At 64.1% G+C, this 14,624-nt stretch carries 15 protein-coding genes and 1 tRNA gene; 6 read left to right on the top strand and 10 right to left on the bottom strand.

Annotated elements, in window-relative coordinates; all coding sequences use genetic code 11:
- Positions 1-313: 313 nt before the first annotated feature.
- Entirely contained in the window at positions 314-1,117 is an 804-nt protein-coding gene (locus tag ACK4TE_RS11390; RefSeq protein ID WP_409911637.1) for an SIMPL domain-containing protein, read from the bottom strand.
- Between the two features lie 101 nt (positions 1,118-1,218).
- Between ACK4TE_RS11390 and ACK4TE_RS11385 the strand changes: the two genes are divergently transcribed.
- A tRNA-Ile gene (locus ACK4TE_RS11385) sits at positions 1,219-1,295 on the top strand.
- A gap of 191 nt (positions 1,296-1,486) precedes the next feature.
- Positions 1,487-3,379 (top strand): polysaccharide biosynthesis protein, encoded by a 1,893-nt coding sequence (locus tag ACK4TE_RS11380; RefSeq protein ID WP_409911636.1) that lies wholly within the window; start codon positions 1,487-1,489, stop codon positions 3,377-3,379.
- Positions 3,380-3,434: 55 nt separating this feature from the next.
- Here the strand turns inward: ACK4TE_RS11380 and ACK4TE_RS11375 are convergent, their stop codons facing one another.
- From ACK4TE_RS11375 to ACK4TE_RS11350, 6 genes are all read right to left on the bottom strand, one after another.
- Positions 3,435-5,579, bottom strand: coding sequence for a TonB-dependent receptor (locus ACK4TE_RS11375; RefSeq protein ID WP_409911635.1), 2,145 nt, complete (start codon positions 5,577-5,579; stop codon positions 3,435-3,437).
- A gap of 122 nt (positions 5,580-5,701) precedes the next feature.
- Positions 5,702-6,421, bottom strand: coding sequence for a DUF1428 domain-containing protein (locus ACK4TE_RS11370; RefSeq protein WP_409911634.1), 720 nt, complete (start codon positions 6,419-6,421; stop codon positions 5,702-5,704).
- A 4-nt stretch (positions 6,422-6,425) separates the two neighbouring features.
- Positions 6,426-6,923: a VOC family protein gene (locus tag ACK4TE_RS11365; RefSeq protein WP_409911633.1), complete on the bottom strand. Its 498-nt coding sequence runs from the start codon at positions 6,921-6,923 to the stop codon at positions 6,426-6,428.
- Positions 6,924-6,933: 10 nt separating this feature from the next.
- Positions 6,934-7,149 carry a DUF4287 domain-containing protein gene (locus ACK4TE_RS11360; RefSeq protein WP_409911632.1) on the bottom strand — a complete coding sequence of 72 codons (216 nt, stop codon included), beginning with the start codon at positions 7,147-7,149 and terminating at the stop codon, positions 6,934-6,936.
- Complete coding sequence (locus tag ACK4TE_RS11355; protein ID WP_409911631.1) at positions 7,149-7,631, bottom strand: VOC family protein; 483 nt, start codon at positions 7,629-7,631, stop codon at positions 7,149-7,151. Before ACK4TE_RS11355 ends, ACK4TE_RS11360 begins: the two co-directional genes overlap by 1 nt.
- Before the next feature lie 12 nt (positions 7,632-7,643).
- Positions 7,644-8,303 (bottom strand): glutathione S-transferase family protein, encoded by a 660-nt coding sequence (locus ACK4TE_RS11350; protein WP_409911630.1) that lies wholly within the window; start codon positions 8,301-8,303, stop codon positions 7,644-7,646.
- A 103-nt stretch (positions 8,304-8,406) separates the two neighbouring features.
- On the opposite strand from ACK4TE_RS11350, the gene ACK4TE_RS11345 reads away from it, so the two are divergent.
- Entirely contained in the window at positions 8,407-8,871 is a 465-nt protein-coding gene (locus ACK4TE_RS11345) for a MarR family winged helix-turn-helix transcriptional regulator (protein WP_409911629.1), read from the top strand.
- 67 nt (positions 8,872-8,938) lie between these two features.
- On the opposite strand, the gene ctrA is transcribed toward ACK4TE_RS11345, so the two are convergent.
- The 3 genes from ctrA to ACK4TE_RS11330 all read right to left on the bottom strand — a co-directional run bounded on the left by ctrA (position 8,939) and on the right by ACK4TE_RS11330 (position 11,641).
- The gene (gene ctrA / locus ACK4TE_RS11340) at positions 8,939-9,652 is read right to left on the bottom strand and encodes a response regulator transcription factor CtrA (protein ID WP_409911628.1); all 714 of its coding nucleotides are present in this window, start codon (positions 9,650-9,652) and stop codon (positions 8,939-8,941) included.
- A 135-nt stretch (positions 9,653-9,787) separates the two neighbouring features.
- The gene (locus ACK4TE_RS11335) at positions 9,788-10,627 is read right to left on the bottom strand and encodes an AAA family ATPase (protein ID WP_409911627.1); all 840 of its coding nucleotides are present in this window, start codon (positions 10,625-10,627) and stop codon (positions 9,788-9,790) included.
- 3 nt (positions 10,628-10,630) lie between these two features.
- Complete coding sequence (locus tag ACK4TE_RS11330; protein WP_409911626.1) at positions 10,631-11,641, bottom strand: flagellar biosynthesis protein FlhF-like protein; 1,011 nt, start codon at positions 11,639-11,641, stop codon at positions 10,631-10,633.
- 267 nt (positions 11,642-11,908) lie between these two features.
- On the opposite strand from ACK4TE_RS11330, the gene ACK4TE_RS11325 reads away from it, so the two are divergent.
- Genes ACK4TE_RS11325 through ACK4TE_RS11315 form a run of 3 tightly spaced genes read left to right on the top strand, consistent with a single transcriptional unit; the run spans position 11,909 to position 14,620 of the window.
- Complete coding sequence (locus ACK4TE_RS11325) at positions 11,909-12,310, top strand: DUF4345 family protein (protein WP_409911625.1); 402 nt, start codon at positions 11,909-11,911, stop codon at positions 12,308-12,310.
- Between the two features lie 21 nt (positions 12,311-12,331).
- Positions 12,332-13,264, top strand: coding sequence for a pseudouridine synthase (locus ACK4TE_RS11320; RefSeq protein ID WP_409911624.1), 933 nt, complete (start codon positions 12,332-12,334; stop codon positions 13,262-13,264).
- Positions 13,265-13,282: 18 nt separating this feature from the next.
- On the top strand, positions 13,283-14,620 hold the full coding sequence (locus tag ACK4TE_RS11315; protein ID WP_409911623.1) for a cytochrome P450: 1,338 nt from the start codon (positions 13,283-13,285) through the stop codon (positions 14,618-14,620).
- The last annotated feature ends 4 nt before the right edge of the window (positions 14,621-14,624 follow it).

Genomic DNA, 14,624 nt, shown 5'->3' with positions numbered 1-14,624 from the left:
GATCAGCCCGGCCATGCCCGAAGGCCTGAAAGGCATGCGCACGCCCACCTACCGCGACACCTTCCGTGCCCTGACCAACATCACGACCCCGGTCTGGCAACAGCTCACCGACACCTCCTGACAAGGGATCAAAACCAGCCTCGCAAACCCGGAAGGCCTTCGCCTCTCCGGGCGCTGGTGCTGGGCGATGCACAGAACCCCTCACCTCCCATTGCTCCGCAATGGGAGGTGAGGGTTGCCACGCTCCCGGAAACAAAAAACCCCTCTCCGTCCGGAGAGGGGTTTCTTCAATCCGAAAACAGAGCGGCGCGCGCTATTTCACCAGTTCGAACATCACGCTGACACTCGCCGTCACGCCGACTTCTCCGCCGGCGACCGGCGTCGGGGCGCCGCCCATGTCCATGGCCATTTCGGCGCGCGCCATCATCACCGGCTGCGGCGAATACTCATAGCCTTCCGAAATGGTCACGATCCGCGCAACGCGCAGGCCGGAGGCGCGGGCATACAGTTCCGCCTTCGCGACCGCGTCCTTCATCGCCTGCTCGCGCGCCTGGTTCTTCAGGTCCTTGTCATTGTCGAGCGCGAAGGTGACGCCCGAGAAGGTGTTGCCGCCGGATTTCACCAGGCTGTCGATGGTCGCGCCCAACGTGTCGAGATTGCGCACGCGCGCGGTGACATTGTTGCTCGCCACATAGCCGGCCAGCCGCTGTTCGCCGCGCGAGCTGCCATCCTTCTGCTTGGTCTCGATATAGTCATAGCGCGGATAGAGGCTGAGGCCGGAGGTCTGGATGTCCTTCTTCGCGACACCCGCCTTTTCCAGCGCGGCGAACACACCGTTCATCGCCGCCGCCTGCGCGGCCATCGCTTCGGCGGCCGTCGCGCGCTCTTCGGTGACGCCGGCCGTGATGTAGGCAATATCCGGCGCCACGCTGATCTTCGCTTCGGCGTTGATGTTTAGCGTCGTTTCCGGCTGGATGGAGTTGGGATGTGCAGTCATGGCAGCAGGGCTCGCGAGCATGGGCGCCGCAGCGGCGGTTGAGGCAAACGGCATCTGGGCACAGGCGACCGGAACGGCGGCCAGAACCAGGGCAGCGAGGGAGAGAGCGGGGCGAAACATTTGGAACTCCTGTTTGGGCCTTCAAGGCTACGCCTGTCATCAGAGCCGAACAAGGCCGTTGCAAGGCGGCCCTGCGGCGCCTAAACGACCTGCACACAAGGGGGCCTGTAGCTCAGTTGGTTAGAGCGGACCGCTCATAACGGTTTGGTCGCAGGTTCAAGTCCTGCCGGGCCCACCAATCCCCTCCCCGCCCCAATCGTGGCCTCTGCAACACAGGTGCGTGATCATTTCCGCAGACGGGGTGAAACCCGCTGTTCACTGTGCGCGCCAAGGATTACAAACTCGCAATGCGAACGGGGTTTCCGCCATGCCGCAAGAGTGGCAGAAAGCGGCAGATTCGCCCCCACGCGAGACTAAGGAGTAGAGGCCGTGACACCGAGAGACGCCGCCCGGCGCGCGATGGCCCTGACCCTGTCCTTCGATGTCGCGATGGCCGGTCTCGCGATGTCGCTGGCACACCTCGTGATGCTGGTGTCGGACCCGGATGTCACCTCCATCGCGATCAACGCTTGGCTGCTCGCCATCAGCGCCTTCATGCTCGCCGCCACGGCGGGCCTCGTCGCGGGCGGTGTGCATCGCCAGGTCTGGCGCCACATGGGCGCGCCCGATGCCGTCCGACTGATCCAGGGCATTGCGCTGGCCGTGCTGCTCTACCTGCCGGTCATGATGGTACTGAACGGCCGCCTCATCGATCCGCTCGCCGTGCTGCTGATTTCTACCGCCTTCTGGACCGCCTTCCTCTTCGCCGGCCGCATGGTCGCGCGCTACCGCACCACGCAGGCGCCGCTGCAGATCTTCCAGAAACTCCCCTCGCAGAGCCAGCCGGTCCTGCTCGTCGGTGATCCGGACAGCTGGACCGAGGTGCTGCGCCGCCTCGAGAACGCCCCGGCCGGCTCCCACCTGCGCGTGCTTGGCCTGATCGAGGTGAATGAAAAGGAACATGGCCGCGCTGTCCGCGGCGTGCCGATCATGGGCAGCCTCAAGGAACTCGGCGAAGTCATCGATGTGCTCGCCCTGCGCTATGGCAGTGCGCCCTGGGTCGCCGTCACCGGCCCGGCCCGCGAGCGCCGCGCGATGAACGAAGTGCTCGAAATCGCCTCCGTCCACGGCGCCCACATCATGGCGCTCGGCCATGACGAAACCGCCCAGACGCTGGAGCCCGTGCGCCCGGCAGACCTGCTCGCCCGCCCGGAGCGCGAGCTCGATCTCACCCCCGTCAACCAGCTCCTCTCCGGCGCGCGCGTGCTCATCACCGGCGGCGGCGGATCGATCGGTTCGGAGCTGACCCGCCAGGTCGCACGCCAGTCGCCGGCTACGCTGACGATTGTCGATTCCTCGGAGTTCAATCTCTACCAGATCGATCTCGAGCTGAAGGAAAAGCATCCCGGCCTCGCCCTCACCTGCCAGCTCGGCGATGTGCGCGACATTGCGCGCCTCACCGCCATCTTCAACGAAGCCCGCCCCGACATCGTCATCCACGCCGCCGCCCTGAAACATGTGCCGCTGATGGAAACCAATGTCTGCGAGGCGGTGCTCACCAATGTCGCTGGCGCCGTCGCCGCCGCACGGGCCGCCGCCATCGCCGGCGCCCGCCGCTTCGTCTTCATCTCCACCGACAAGGCCGTCTCGCCGGACAATGTAATGGGCGCCACCAAACGCCTCGCCGAGCTTGCCATAGGCCGCATCGTCACCGAGGCCGGCATCGCCGGCGCCATGGTCCGCTTCGGCAATGTGCTCGGCTCGTCAGGCTCCGTCGTCCCGCTGTTCGAACGCCAGATCGCCGCCGGCGGCCCGGTCACGATCACCGATCCGGATGCCACCCGTTTCTTCATGACCATCGAGGAAGCCACTTCCCTCGTCCTCCAGGCCGCGGCCCTGCAGGGCGAGAAGCAGGAGCCGGAACTCTTCGTCCTCGACATGGGCGAGCCGGTGGCGATCCTGCAGCTGGCCGAAACGATGATCCGACTGAAGGGCAAGGTGCCGGGCGCCGATATCGAAATCCGCATCACCGGCATGCGCCCCGGCGAGAAGATGCACGAGTCGCTGACCTACTGGCATGAGACGATCGCGCCGACCGCGATCACCGGCATCAACCGCGTCATCAGCGAAGCCCCGGCCGGCGAACTGCTCGACAAGAAAGTCAGTGCCCTGATCGAAGCCGCCCGGCGCCACGACACGTCAGAGGCCCTGCGCCTGCTCGGCGTTCTCGTCCCCGAATACGGCGCCGCCCGCGACAACAGCACCCACCGCAAACCGGCCTGAACCGAAAACGGCCCCGGCTTTCGCCAGGACCGCTATTCCGGGTTTACCCGTCTGGTCAGAAGCGGGCGATCAGCGTCAGCTTCGCCGATAGCGGCGCGCCCAGCATGATGTTGTTGTCATTGTGCGAACTCACTGCATAGGTCTCGCCGGTCAGGTTCTCGAGGTTCAGCTGCAGGGTCAGGTCGTCCGAGAGCTGATAATAGGCGGCGGCATCAATCCGCGTGAAGGACGGAAGGACAACGGCGTTCGAGATGCTCGCATACCGGTCGTCCTGCCAGACCACGCCGGCACCAAGATCGATGCGATCCGTGACAAGCACCTTGTTCCACACGCTGGCGCTATGTTCCGGCACCAGCGGTGCCTTGCGGCCTGCAGGCGCAGAACTCGTGGTCTCGGTAATCTCGGCCGTCTGCCAGGCATAGGCGGCGGCGATATCCCAGCCATCAATAACTTCGCCCTGCAGCGAAAGCTCGAGGCCTTCCGTGCGCTGGGCGCCGGTCAGCACCGAAACGCCTGCCACCGGCCCCGGCGCCAGCGTGTTCGTCCGGTCCAGACGGAACAGCGCAGCGGTGAACAACAGCTCGTCCGAAGGTTGCCACTTCAGGCCGGCTTCGAGGTTCTCGAACTCTTCAGGCTCGAAATCCGCGAGGGCCGGCGTCAGGTTCGAAAACTGCTCACCTGATTGCGGCAAGTAGGATTTCGCCCAGCTCGCATACAGCGAGACATCCTGCACCGGTGCATAAACCACGCCCAGGCGCGGCGAGACAAACTCGTCCGTGCGCGACGCATCGGCGCCGATCCGGTTGTCGAAGTCGAAATCAAACCGGTCAAAGCGCAGGCCGGAAATCACCTGCAGCTGATCGGTGAGCTTCACCTGGTCCTGCACATAGGCCGCAAAAAGGCTCAGATCATTGACATTGTCCCGAGACACGCGGCCATAGGTTGCCACGGCATTCTGTCCGCGGTCCGCCAGCGAAACGGTCAGCCGCTCCAGCCCTGCCGCAGCCGGGAACTGCCCCTCGATACGCAGGTTGTCGCTCGTCTGCATACCGGCCTCGATCCCCGCGAGCAGGGTATGCTCCATGCCGCCCCACGATCCTTTCCAGATCAGATCGGTCTGGCTGATCAGGTTTTCGCGGCTGGTAAAGGAGTTGTAGGCCGCCAGCTGCACCGTACCTGCAGCGGCGTTCACGGCGCTGGCGGCGAAGATGTTCTGATAGAATTTTTCATAGTCGCCATAGAGCAGCGTCGAGCGCAGCGTCAGTGCGTCCGAAAAATCGTGCTCGACCATGGCGGTCAGCGTATTGACCTCAACCTCGCTGGGGCTGCCTGCAGCATTGCCGTAATAGGATTTCACCGACACATCATAGGGCCGCCCCGCCAGCGACGGGACACCGCGATCGGTAACCCGTTCATCGCGGAAATGCTCTGCCGCAAACTTGAACCGGGTGGCGTCGCCCGCCGTGACCGACAAGGTCGGCGCGATGCCGTAGCGCTCGCTTTCCATGGTCTCGCGATAGCTCTCGGAATCTTCGTAGACGAGATTGATCCGCCCCCCCAGATTGTCCGAGAGCGCATCCCCGATATCCAGCGCAGCGCGGGCATGGCCATACGAGCCCGCCGTCAACGTGATGGCGCGGACGCGTTCGCCGTCAGCATCCTTGGTCACGCGGTTGATTACACCGCCGCCGGTGCCGCGCCCGAAGACGAGGCCCGAGGGGCCCTTGAGCACTTCAACACGGTCGGTGTTGTAGACATCGCGGTAGTATTGCAGGTCATCGCGCACGCCATCGACGAAGAAATCCGCCGTCGTGGTGTTGCCGCGCAGCACCGGCGCATCGCGGTGGCCTTCGCCCTGCGCGACAGTCACGCCGGGCACGAAGCGGAGGGCGTCACTGACGCCGGAAATGGCATGGTCCCGGATCAGGTCGCCGGTCACAACGGTCATCGCCTGCGGAATGTCCACGATCGCCGTATCGGTCTTGGTCGCCCCGCGGGACGTGTCCTCGCTATAGCTGGCGCGGGTGCCGTAAACGTAGATCGTTTCCTGGCGCTTGACCTCATCCGGGGCATCTTCCGCAACCGCGGGCAGCGCGATGCCGGCGCACAGGCTGAGCGTTGCCGCGCAGCCCAGGAGACGGGCCGAAAGACGGGGGGCCACCGCCTTGGGGGCGTTGGAAGACAGTTTCCGGGAGAGCATGAAGGGGGCAGTCCTATGTTGCGAATGTTTCTCATTCGCTCCCTAGACAAGCCCGGCCCTAGTTGCAACTAATTCTCATAAGCAAGCTGGCATTTTATTGATCAGGCCAGAAAGTGTTGCCTTCAGGCCACGACCAGCGGGGTGAATGACCCGAAGATCATCCGGCCCATGTCGGCTCCGACGGTTTTGGGGCTGAACGCCTCCATCCGGGGGTCAGCCATGATCGCGGCCCAGCCCTTCTCCTGCGCGGCCGCGTCCTTCCAGTTGATCCAAGAAAACACGATGGCCTCGTCCGGCTTTCGCAGCACGGCCGTGTGAAAGGAGTTCACCTTGCCCTCCGGCACATCGTCGCTCCAGGCATCAACGACAGAGAGGGCGCCGTGTTCGCAGAACAGGTCCGCCATTTTCGCTGCCTGCGCCGTGTAAGCTGCCTTGCTGGCTACCGGAACAGGCATCACCGTGCCATCGACAATGCCCGGCGCGGCGAGCGCGTCGCCCAGCAGGTGCTCGAAGCCGCCATAGATCATCCGCATGCCATCAAACGGCATTTCCATGCCGGGCCCGCCGAGATCCGGGTCGACCATCACGGCGGTGTTGCCGGCATCGCGCGCGGCCCTGTCCGGCCAGACGATCCAGGAGAACATCACCGTCTCGTCGGGCTTGCGCATCACGGCAGAGTTCAGGCAGTTGACCTTGCCCGGCGGCACGTCCACGCCCCAGTTCTCGACAAAGCCTATGGCGCCATGCCGTTTGAAGACAACCGAAGCATCTGTCGCGAGCTTGCGATACGCTTCCTTGTTGGCGTCCGGCACGGCCAGCACAAATCCATCCACATACGTCATATCATCAGCTCCCTGACATGCGTTCCATTGAAGCCTTGAGGCCTGCTTCCATTTCTTCCGGCGATTTCGGTGGCCAGATCGGCGTCGCGATCGACCACATGTGTCCGTAGGGGTCCTTCACCACGCCGTAGCGGTCGCCCCAGAACTGGTCGGCGACCGGCATGGTGATCTCTGCGCCCGCCGCCACTGCGCGCGCGGCGACCGCATCGACATCATCCACCATCAGATGCAGCGTCACCGGCGAGCCGCCGAGGGCGAGCGGCGAGTGCCCGCCCATTTCGGGATATTCATCCGTCAGCATTACCATCGACCCGTTCACCCGGATTGCGGCATGCAACAGGCGCCCGTCCGGCCCTGGCAGGCGCATCATTTCCTCGGCGCCGAAGGCTTCCTTGTAGAACGCGATGGCGCCTGCGCAATTGCGGCAGGTCAGGTGCGGCGACAGCAGCCCCATGCCCATTTCGGCAGCGATTTCCGCGACCGGTTTTCTCTTGTCTGTCATATCTGTTTCCTCATGCCTTTCCCGATTGGGCGCGGTGATATGCCACCAGCGCATTGGCATGGCCGTGGCCAAGCCCGTGTTCCGTCTTCAGTGAACTGACGATCTCCATGTGTCTGATTTCGCCCATGCCTTCGATCAGCTTCAGCCAGTGGCTGACTGGCTTTCCGTAAGTCTTCTCGATGGAGGGAAAATAGGATGCAGGACCCTTGGCCTTCTCTGCGGCCATCACACGGTCTCCCCGTTGAACGCGGCCTCGATGGCGCCGATATCCAGTTTTTTCATTGTCATCATCGCGGCCATTGCCCGGCCCGCCTTCTCACGGTCGGGGTGGCCGAGGAAGCCTGGCATCAGTTCAGGCACGACCTGCCAGGAGATACCATACTTGTCCTTCAACCAGCCGCACATGCTTTCCTCGCCGCCGCCTTCGAGCAGCGCGGCCCAGAGGCGATCGGTCTCAGCCTGCGTCTTCGTCAGTATGCTGATCGAAGCGGATGGGGCATGCGCGGGCGCTCCGGGCCCGCCCGTCAGCACCATCATCGGCGCGCCGGCGAGGGTGAACTCGACCACCATCGGGTCTGCCGCATTGCCATGCTCGAACACCGCGTCGATCCGGCTATCCGGCACAAGCCCGACATAGAATTTCGCTGCCTCATACCCGCCCGTGTTGAACCAGAAACAGGTGCGCACCTTTTTCTGCAATCCTGACATATCACCCTCCTCTCAGGCGCTGACCAGCTGCGGCGGATGGGCCGCAAACACTTTCAGCTGCGCCTCCAGCGCGCGGCCGAAGGCCGGGCGGCCCGTGCAGCGTTTCACATAGGCTTCCAGCACCGGATGCGCGGCGAGCAGCGCATGCCCTTCCATCTCGCGCAGGACCGTCGCCATCAGCAGGTCCCCGGCGGTGAAGCGCCCTTCGAGATAGTCCCGGCCCTTCAGCCAGTCTGCCACGCGGGCCAGCCGGCCGGCGGCCATCCGGGCGGCATTTTCCATATACCCGTCTGCCCAAGGTGCATCGGCATGGAACAGCTGCGTAATGCGCACATTCGCCACGAACGGCTCCACAGAGTTCAACGCCGCAAAGGCCCAGCTCATCGTACGGGCGCGCCCGGCAGAATCCTTCGGCATCAATGCTTCGGAACCTTCGGCGATCTGCATCACGATCGCGCCGGACTCGAACAGCTCCACCTGATCGTCGCGGTAGACCGGCACCTGCGCGAAAGGCTGGCGCTTCAGGTGTTCGGGCTGCAGCTTCTGCTCGTGGTCGATCAGGCGTTCGGCATAGGCCAGCCCTGCCTCCTCCAGCGCCCAGCGCACGCGCAGGTCCTTCACGAAGCCCTGCGCAAAATCCGGCACCCAAGTATAGGCCGTCACTTCTCTCATCTCTTGTCTCCAGCGGAAAAAGCGGGCGCACACCTGCGACGCAGGCCTCGATCGCCCTTCCCTTGTGTTTGTTGCCCGCCTGTTCTCGTTGACGGATATGTTGATGTCAACCTACATTCTCGTCATGAAAAGCGATCTTCCGGTTTCCATCACGCATGAAGTCTACCAGCGCTGCCTCTGCCTCAGCGTGCACCGCGCGGCGCGCGCTCTCGCCCGGCGCTTCGATGCGGCTTTCGCGCCCTTCGGCATCAGCCACGGGCAATACTCGCTGCTGATGTCGCTGAACCGCCCGGCCCCGCCGCGCCTCGGCGAGACGGCCAGCTTCCTGGCAATGGACCGCACAACGCTGACGGCAAACCTGAAACCGCTGGAGCGCGACGGGCTTGTCGAAATCCGTCCGGACCCGGACGACAAGCGCTCGCGCCGCCTGCATCTCACGCCGGCCGGCCATGCCCTGCTGAAGCGCGCCGTGCCCGTCTGGCGCGCGATGCATGAGGAGGTGGATGCCATCGTTCCCGGCAGTCCGCAGAAGCTGCGCGACCAGCTCTCGCAGATCGCCGCCGCCTGACGCAAACCTGAATCAAAAACGCCCCGGCGCGGGCCGGGGCGTCCTGATGTGTTTAATCCGTTTCCAGTCAGGCGGCTTCTTCGATATCAGCCGTCTTCTGACCCGGGCGCGGGTCCCGGAGCACATAGCCGCGGCCCCAGACGGTTTCGATGTAATGGTTGCCATTGGTGGCCTGCTGCAGCTTCTTGCGCAGCTTGCAGATGAAGACGTCGATGATCTTCAGTTCCGGCTCGTCCATCCCGCCATAAAGGTGGTTGAGGAACATTTCCTTGGTCAGCGTCGTGCCCTTGCGCAGCGAAAGCAGCTCGAACATCGCATATTCCTTGCCGGTCAGGTGGACGCGTTCGCCTTCCACTTCAACCGTCTTGGCGTCGAGGTTCACGACGATCTCGCCGGTGCGGATCACGCTCTCGGCATGGCCTTTGGAACGGCGCACGATGGCGGTGATGCGGGCGATCAGCTCGTCCTTGTTGAACGGCTTGGTGAGGTAGTCGTCGGCGCCGTAGCCGAGCGTCTTCACCTTCGCTTCGATGTCCGGGTTGCCCGAGAGGATCATCACCGGCGTGTTCACGCGGCTCATGCGGAGCTGCTTGAGAACCTCGAAGCCGGAGATATCCGGCAGCGACAGATCCAGGAGGATCATGTCGTACTCGTAGACCTTGCCGAGGTCGACACCGTCCTCGCCGAGATCGGTCATGTAAACGTTGAAGCCCGCAGCCTTCAGCATCAGCTCAATCGAGCGTGCAAGGGCCCGGTCATCTTCAATCAAAAGGACGCGCATCGCTCGTCTCCCGAATCATCTTGAGGCTGGTGTAGCCTGATTGTTAACCAATGTGAATCCTAACGCCGCATTCTTGTTAACAAGTTAATGTGGAGTTCGGATACGGACTAAATCTTCAACTCTTCTCAACACGGATTAATTGCCAATCGACGCGGGTTGCCCCTCGCCGACGAGCATCTGGGCGATTGCCATCACATCCTGAACCGGCTGAGCCAACGGATCTGTGGAAATCAGGGTACGCTGACAGCGCAGCGCATCGCGGACCTTCGGCTCTTCCATCACCGTGCCGGCATGGCGCGGGCGGAAGCCGAGGAATGTGTTGCAGGCGCGCGCGATGGCTTCGTAGGTGCGCTGGCCGGCGGCGCGCGTTTCGGCGCGGTTGATGGCAACGATCGGTTCGACATTCGGCGCATAGCCGCGCAGCACCTTGATGAAGGCATAGCCGTCGGTCATCGAGGCGGGATCGTCCGTGATCACCATCAGCGTCTTGTCGGCGGAGCGCGCGAGACGCATGCAGTTGGCTTCGATGCCGGCGCCAAGGTCGATGATCACATGATCATACTGGAGCGCCAGCGCAGAGAGGCCGGCGGCGAGGCGCGCGACTTCTTCCGGCGGCAGTTCGGCAAGCGCGCCCGAGCCGGAACGGCCTGGCAGCACATCGAAGCCGCCACTGCCCGTGCCGCCATCGACCGGCGTCACGGCATCCTCGATCTCGACCCAACCCGCCACGACGGCGGCAAGGTCTGTCTCCGGCGCGATGCCGAGCTGGACGTCGACATTGGCGAGGCCAAGGTCGCCGTCCACCAGCAGGACCCGGCGGCCGAGTTTGGCCAGCGCCGAGGCCAGGGTGATGGAGATGAAGGTCTTGCCAACACCGCCCTTGCCGCTGCCGACGGCGATGACGGAGGCGGGCGTGACCCGCGGCATGGGGCGAGCCTGGGGCCGGTCCTGCGATCTGCGCATGGTGAAGTTCATGGATCAGGCAGCTCCTCTGAGGGCGATGACATCGCCGCGGGCTTCTTCCATCAGGAGCGCCGCAATGCGCGAAGGCGCTGCCGGCACCAGCCCCCCACCGATGAACGGTGTGATGGCGAGGTGCGAGAAGGCAATGCCTGCGGATGTCAGGGCCGATATGGCGCCGCCCCGGCGGCGGACCACATCGAGTTTGGTCAGGATCGCGCGGCGCACACCCGCGCGCTGGAACGCGCGGGCCGCTTCGGCGAGATCTTCGGGATGGCCCTCTGCAGAGAGCACGAGAACCGGCTCGGCGCGGATGGCCGCAACGAGATCAGCGAGGCTGTCAAGGTCATCGCCTTCGAAGGGATTGATCGCCGGCAGGTCGATCACGCAGCGGCGGTTCTCGCTGCGCAGGACACGCAGGATGCCGAACAACTCGTCCGGTGTGTCGGCGACACGGATGCGCTCGCGCTCCAGTTCGAGATAGGCCGACAGCTGGGCGCCGGCGCCCGAGCCGTCGAGGTCGGCGGCCAGCGGAATGATCTCGGCGCGCGCGACCGAGGCGCGGCGGGTGAGCTTCGCTGCCGTTGCAGTGCGGCCATGGCCGGGCGGACCGACGAGAAGGATATCGCGGTCGAGACGGGCCGGGACCGGGTCGCAGGTGATCATGCGCGTCAGGCCTTCGGCCATCGCGTCTTCGGGCGCTGCGAACTGGCCCGGCAGGCGGCCGGCGCCTTCATGGGCGACCCGCTCGGCAAAGCGCTGCGGCGCGCCGTGCCAGAGAAGGGCGTCCCGCACGCGGGCAAACATCGGATTGTCGACACCCCGGCCATGGCCGCCGGCGCGGGCATCGCGCAGGAACACAGGCTCATTGTTCAGGGCCGCGGCGCCCATACGGTCGGTCGCGGCACGCACCTCGACCCCGCCTTCCACTTCGCGCTCCGAAAGAATCACGGCATCAGAGCCCATCTCAGCGAAGATCATCGCCTTGGCAGCTTCCATGGACTCTGCAGCGAACATCTTCATGCGCATAGGGCGGCTTCCTCGCAACGCTGGGCGGCCTGAAGGGTGATTCTCCCTGGAGCCGCATAACTCAGCCTCCAGCAAAGCCGGGAAATGGTTAATTTTTCGCGAAGCGATGTTAGGAATTGGTAGAAATCCATCAAAGCTGCGCAGGCTGAAATCGCCCGTAAAACCGGGGCTTTCCGGCACTGACGATGCCTTTCCCTAGCGGCAATACCCTTAACACGGGACCTCTGCGCCCCAACCTCTTCCCGGTGAAGAAAGGCATTTAAAACCATGCATTACGGAGACATTCTGGCCCTGATCGGCCTCGGTTTCGGGGCCGCCCTGGGTCTGGGCGCGCTGTTCTCGCCCGACTGGGCCGCCGGCATCGTGCGGCTGAAGCCAGACCCCGAAAAGCCGGGCGGTTATTCCGAATTCCGGGCGACCTATGGCGGCCTGTTCCTGATGGTGCACCTGGCTGCCTTCGTGATCGTGCTGCACGCACCTCCGCCGATGGCCCTGATGGCGGTGCTGCCGATCGCTGCCGGCTGGCTGGGCGCGGCGATGGGCCGGGTGGTCTCAATGGTGCTGGACCGGGCCAAGGGCGGGGACGCGAAGATCATCCCGATCTGGATGGGCACGGAAATCGCGCTCGGGCTTGCCATAGCGGCCCCTATCCTGCAGTTCACGGCCTGAACCACAGCGAAAGACAAGACCATGACGGAGCGTCGCGAGACGGGCCGCCCGCGCCGGAAGCCTTCCGGAAAGCCGCGCCCTGCCCCAGGCAAGAAACCCGCGTCTGATGCCGAATGGCAGGAGGGCGGTGAACGGATCGCCAAGTATCTCGCCCGGGCCGGCATCGCCTCACGCCGCGAGATCGAGCGGCTGATCGAGGCGGGCGAAGTGACCGTCAACGGCCAGAAGCTGACCTCGCCCGCCTTCAAGGTGACCGGCAAGGAGCATATCAAGGTCGGCCGTAAGACCGTGATGGCCCCCGATGCGCGCCGCCTGTGGCGCTATCACAAGCCCGCCGGGCTGATCACCACGACTAACGACCCCGCTGGCCGGCGCACCATCTTTGACGAGTTGCCCAAGAAGACCCTGCCCCGCGTCGTCACTGTCGGACGCCTCGACCTGACAACCGAGGGCCTCTTGCTGCTGACCAATGATGGCGAGCTGGCTCGGTTCCTCGAGCTGCCGAAGTCAGGCCTCGAACGCACCTACCGCGTGCGCGCCAAGGGCACAGTCACGCAGCTGAAGATCGACGAGCTTGCCAAGGGCATCACGGTCGACGGCGTCGTCTACCAGCCTATCAAGGCGGTGTTCGACCGCGAGATGGGCGCGAACTCCTGGCTGACCGTGACCCTGACCGAAGGCAAGAAACGCGAAGTGCGCCGCGCGCTGGAATCGCTCGGCCTGACGGTGAACCGGCTCATCCGTGTCAGCTATGGCCCCTTCATCCTGGCCGACCTGAAACCGGGTCAGGTGGAGGAAGTGCCCGCCGACCTGCTCGAAGCCGCACTCGCCGAACTCGGCGAAACGGCCGGCGCCCCGCCGAAGCCGCGCGCGCCTGCCCCTAAGTCACGACTTGGCAGCGGCAGGGGCCCGGATACAGTCAGGAACAGACGGAAAATTCCGCGCCGCACCTGATCTCCGGAGGACACTCACATGGCAGACACCGCTGCCCTGGCCACCCCGCCGCAAACCAAGAAGGACCCTTCCCGGCAGATGAGCCGGACGGCGTCCGAGACCTGCAACCTGATCGTTGATCCGACGGTCTATTCCGAACCAAAACTGCTGGACGCGACCTTCGCGCGCCTGCGCGCCGAAGACCCGCTCGCCTGGTGCGAACCGGAAGCCTTCCGGCCCTTCTGGGCGGTGACCAAGCATGCCGACATCATGGACATCTCGCGTCAGAACCAGCTGTTCACGAACGGCGAGCGGGAGATGCTCTCCTATGCCGAGGCCGAGAAAGGCGTCTATGCCAAGTTCGGCCAGCCGCACCTGCTGAAGACGCTCGTGCAGCTGGATGATCCGCTGCACTACAAGCTGCGCCACCTGACCCAGGAATGGTTCATGCCGCAGAACGTGAAGAAGCGCGAAGACGCGATCAAATCCATCGCGAAGCAATATGTCGACCGGATGGAAGACCTTGGCGGCGAATGCGACTTCCAGCGTGATGTGGCGCTCTACTATCCGCTGCGCGTGATCATGCAGATTCTCGGTGTTCCGGAATCGGACGAGCCGATGATGCTGAAACTGACGCAGGAGATTTTCGGCGCGCAGGACCAGGACCTGATGCGCGACAAGTCGCTCGCCGAGGAACGCGATGTGGAAAAGGGCCTCGCCTCGATCCAGGCGACGCTGGCAGAATTCTTCATGTACTTCACCTCGATCACCGCCGACCGGCGCGCCAATCCGAAGGATGATGTCTCCACCGTGATCGCCAACGGCATGGTGGACGGCGAACCGATCGGCCAGCTGGAGGCGATGAGCTATTACATCATCGTCGCCGCTGCCGGCCACGACACGACAAGCGCCTCCACCGGCGGCGGCGTACTCGCCATGCTGCAGGATCCGTCGCAGCTGAAAAAAATGCTCGACGATCCGAAAACCATGTCGCGCTCCGCGGTCGAGGAAGCGATCCGCTGGACGACGCCGGTGAAGCATTTCATGCGCACAGCGCAGGATGACTATGAGCTGCGAGGCAAGAAAATCCTGAAAGGCGAGAGCCTGTTGCTGTGCTACCCGTCTGGCAACCGCGACGAAGAGGTCTTCGACGAGCCGTTCAAGTTCAAGGTTGACCGTAGCCCGAACCGGATCATTTCCTTCGGCTATGGCGGGCATATGTGCCTCGGCATGCACCTCGCGCGCCTGGAAATGCAGGCGATCTATGAGGAATTGTTCAGCCGCGTGAAGACCATCGAACTCGCAGGCGAGCCGAGCTTCATTCGCGCGAACTTTGTCGGCGGGCCGAAATCGATCCCGGTACGGTATAAGTTCTAGGGGG

It is taken from the genome of Hyphomonas sp., from assembly GCF_046313975.1.
Lineage (GTDB): Bacteria > Pseudomonadota > Alphaproteobacteria > Caulobacterales > Hyphomonadaceae > Hyphomonas.
Note: the sequence above shows the minus strand (reverse complement) of the source record. Positions and strands in the feature narration are given on the sequence as shown.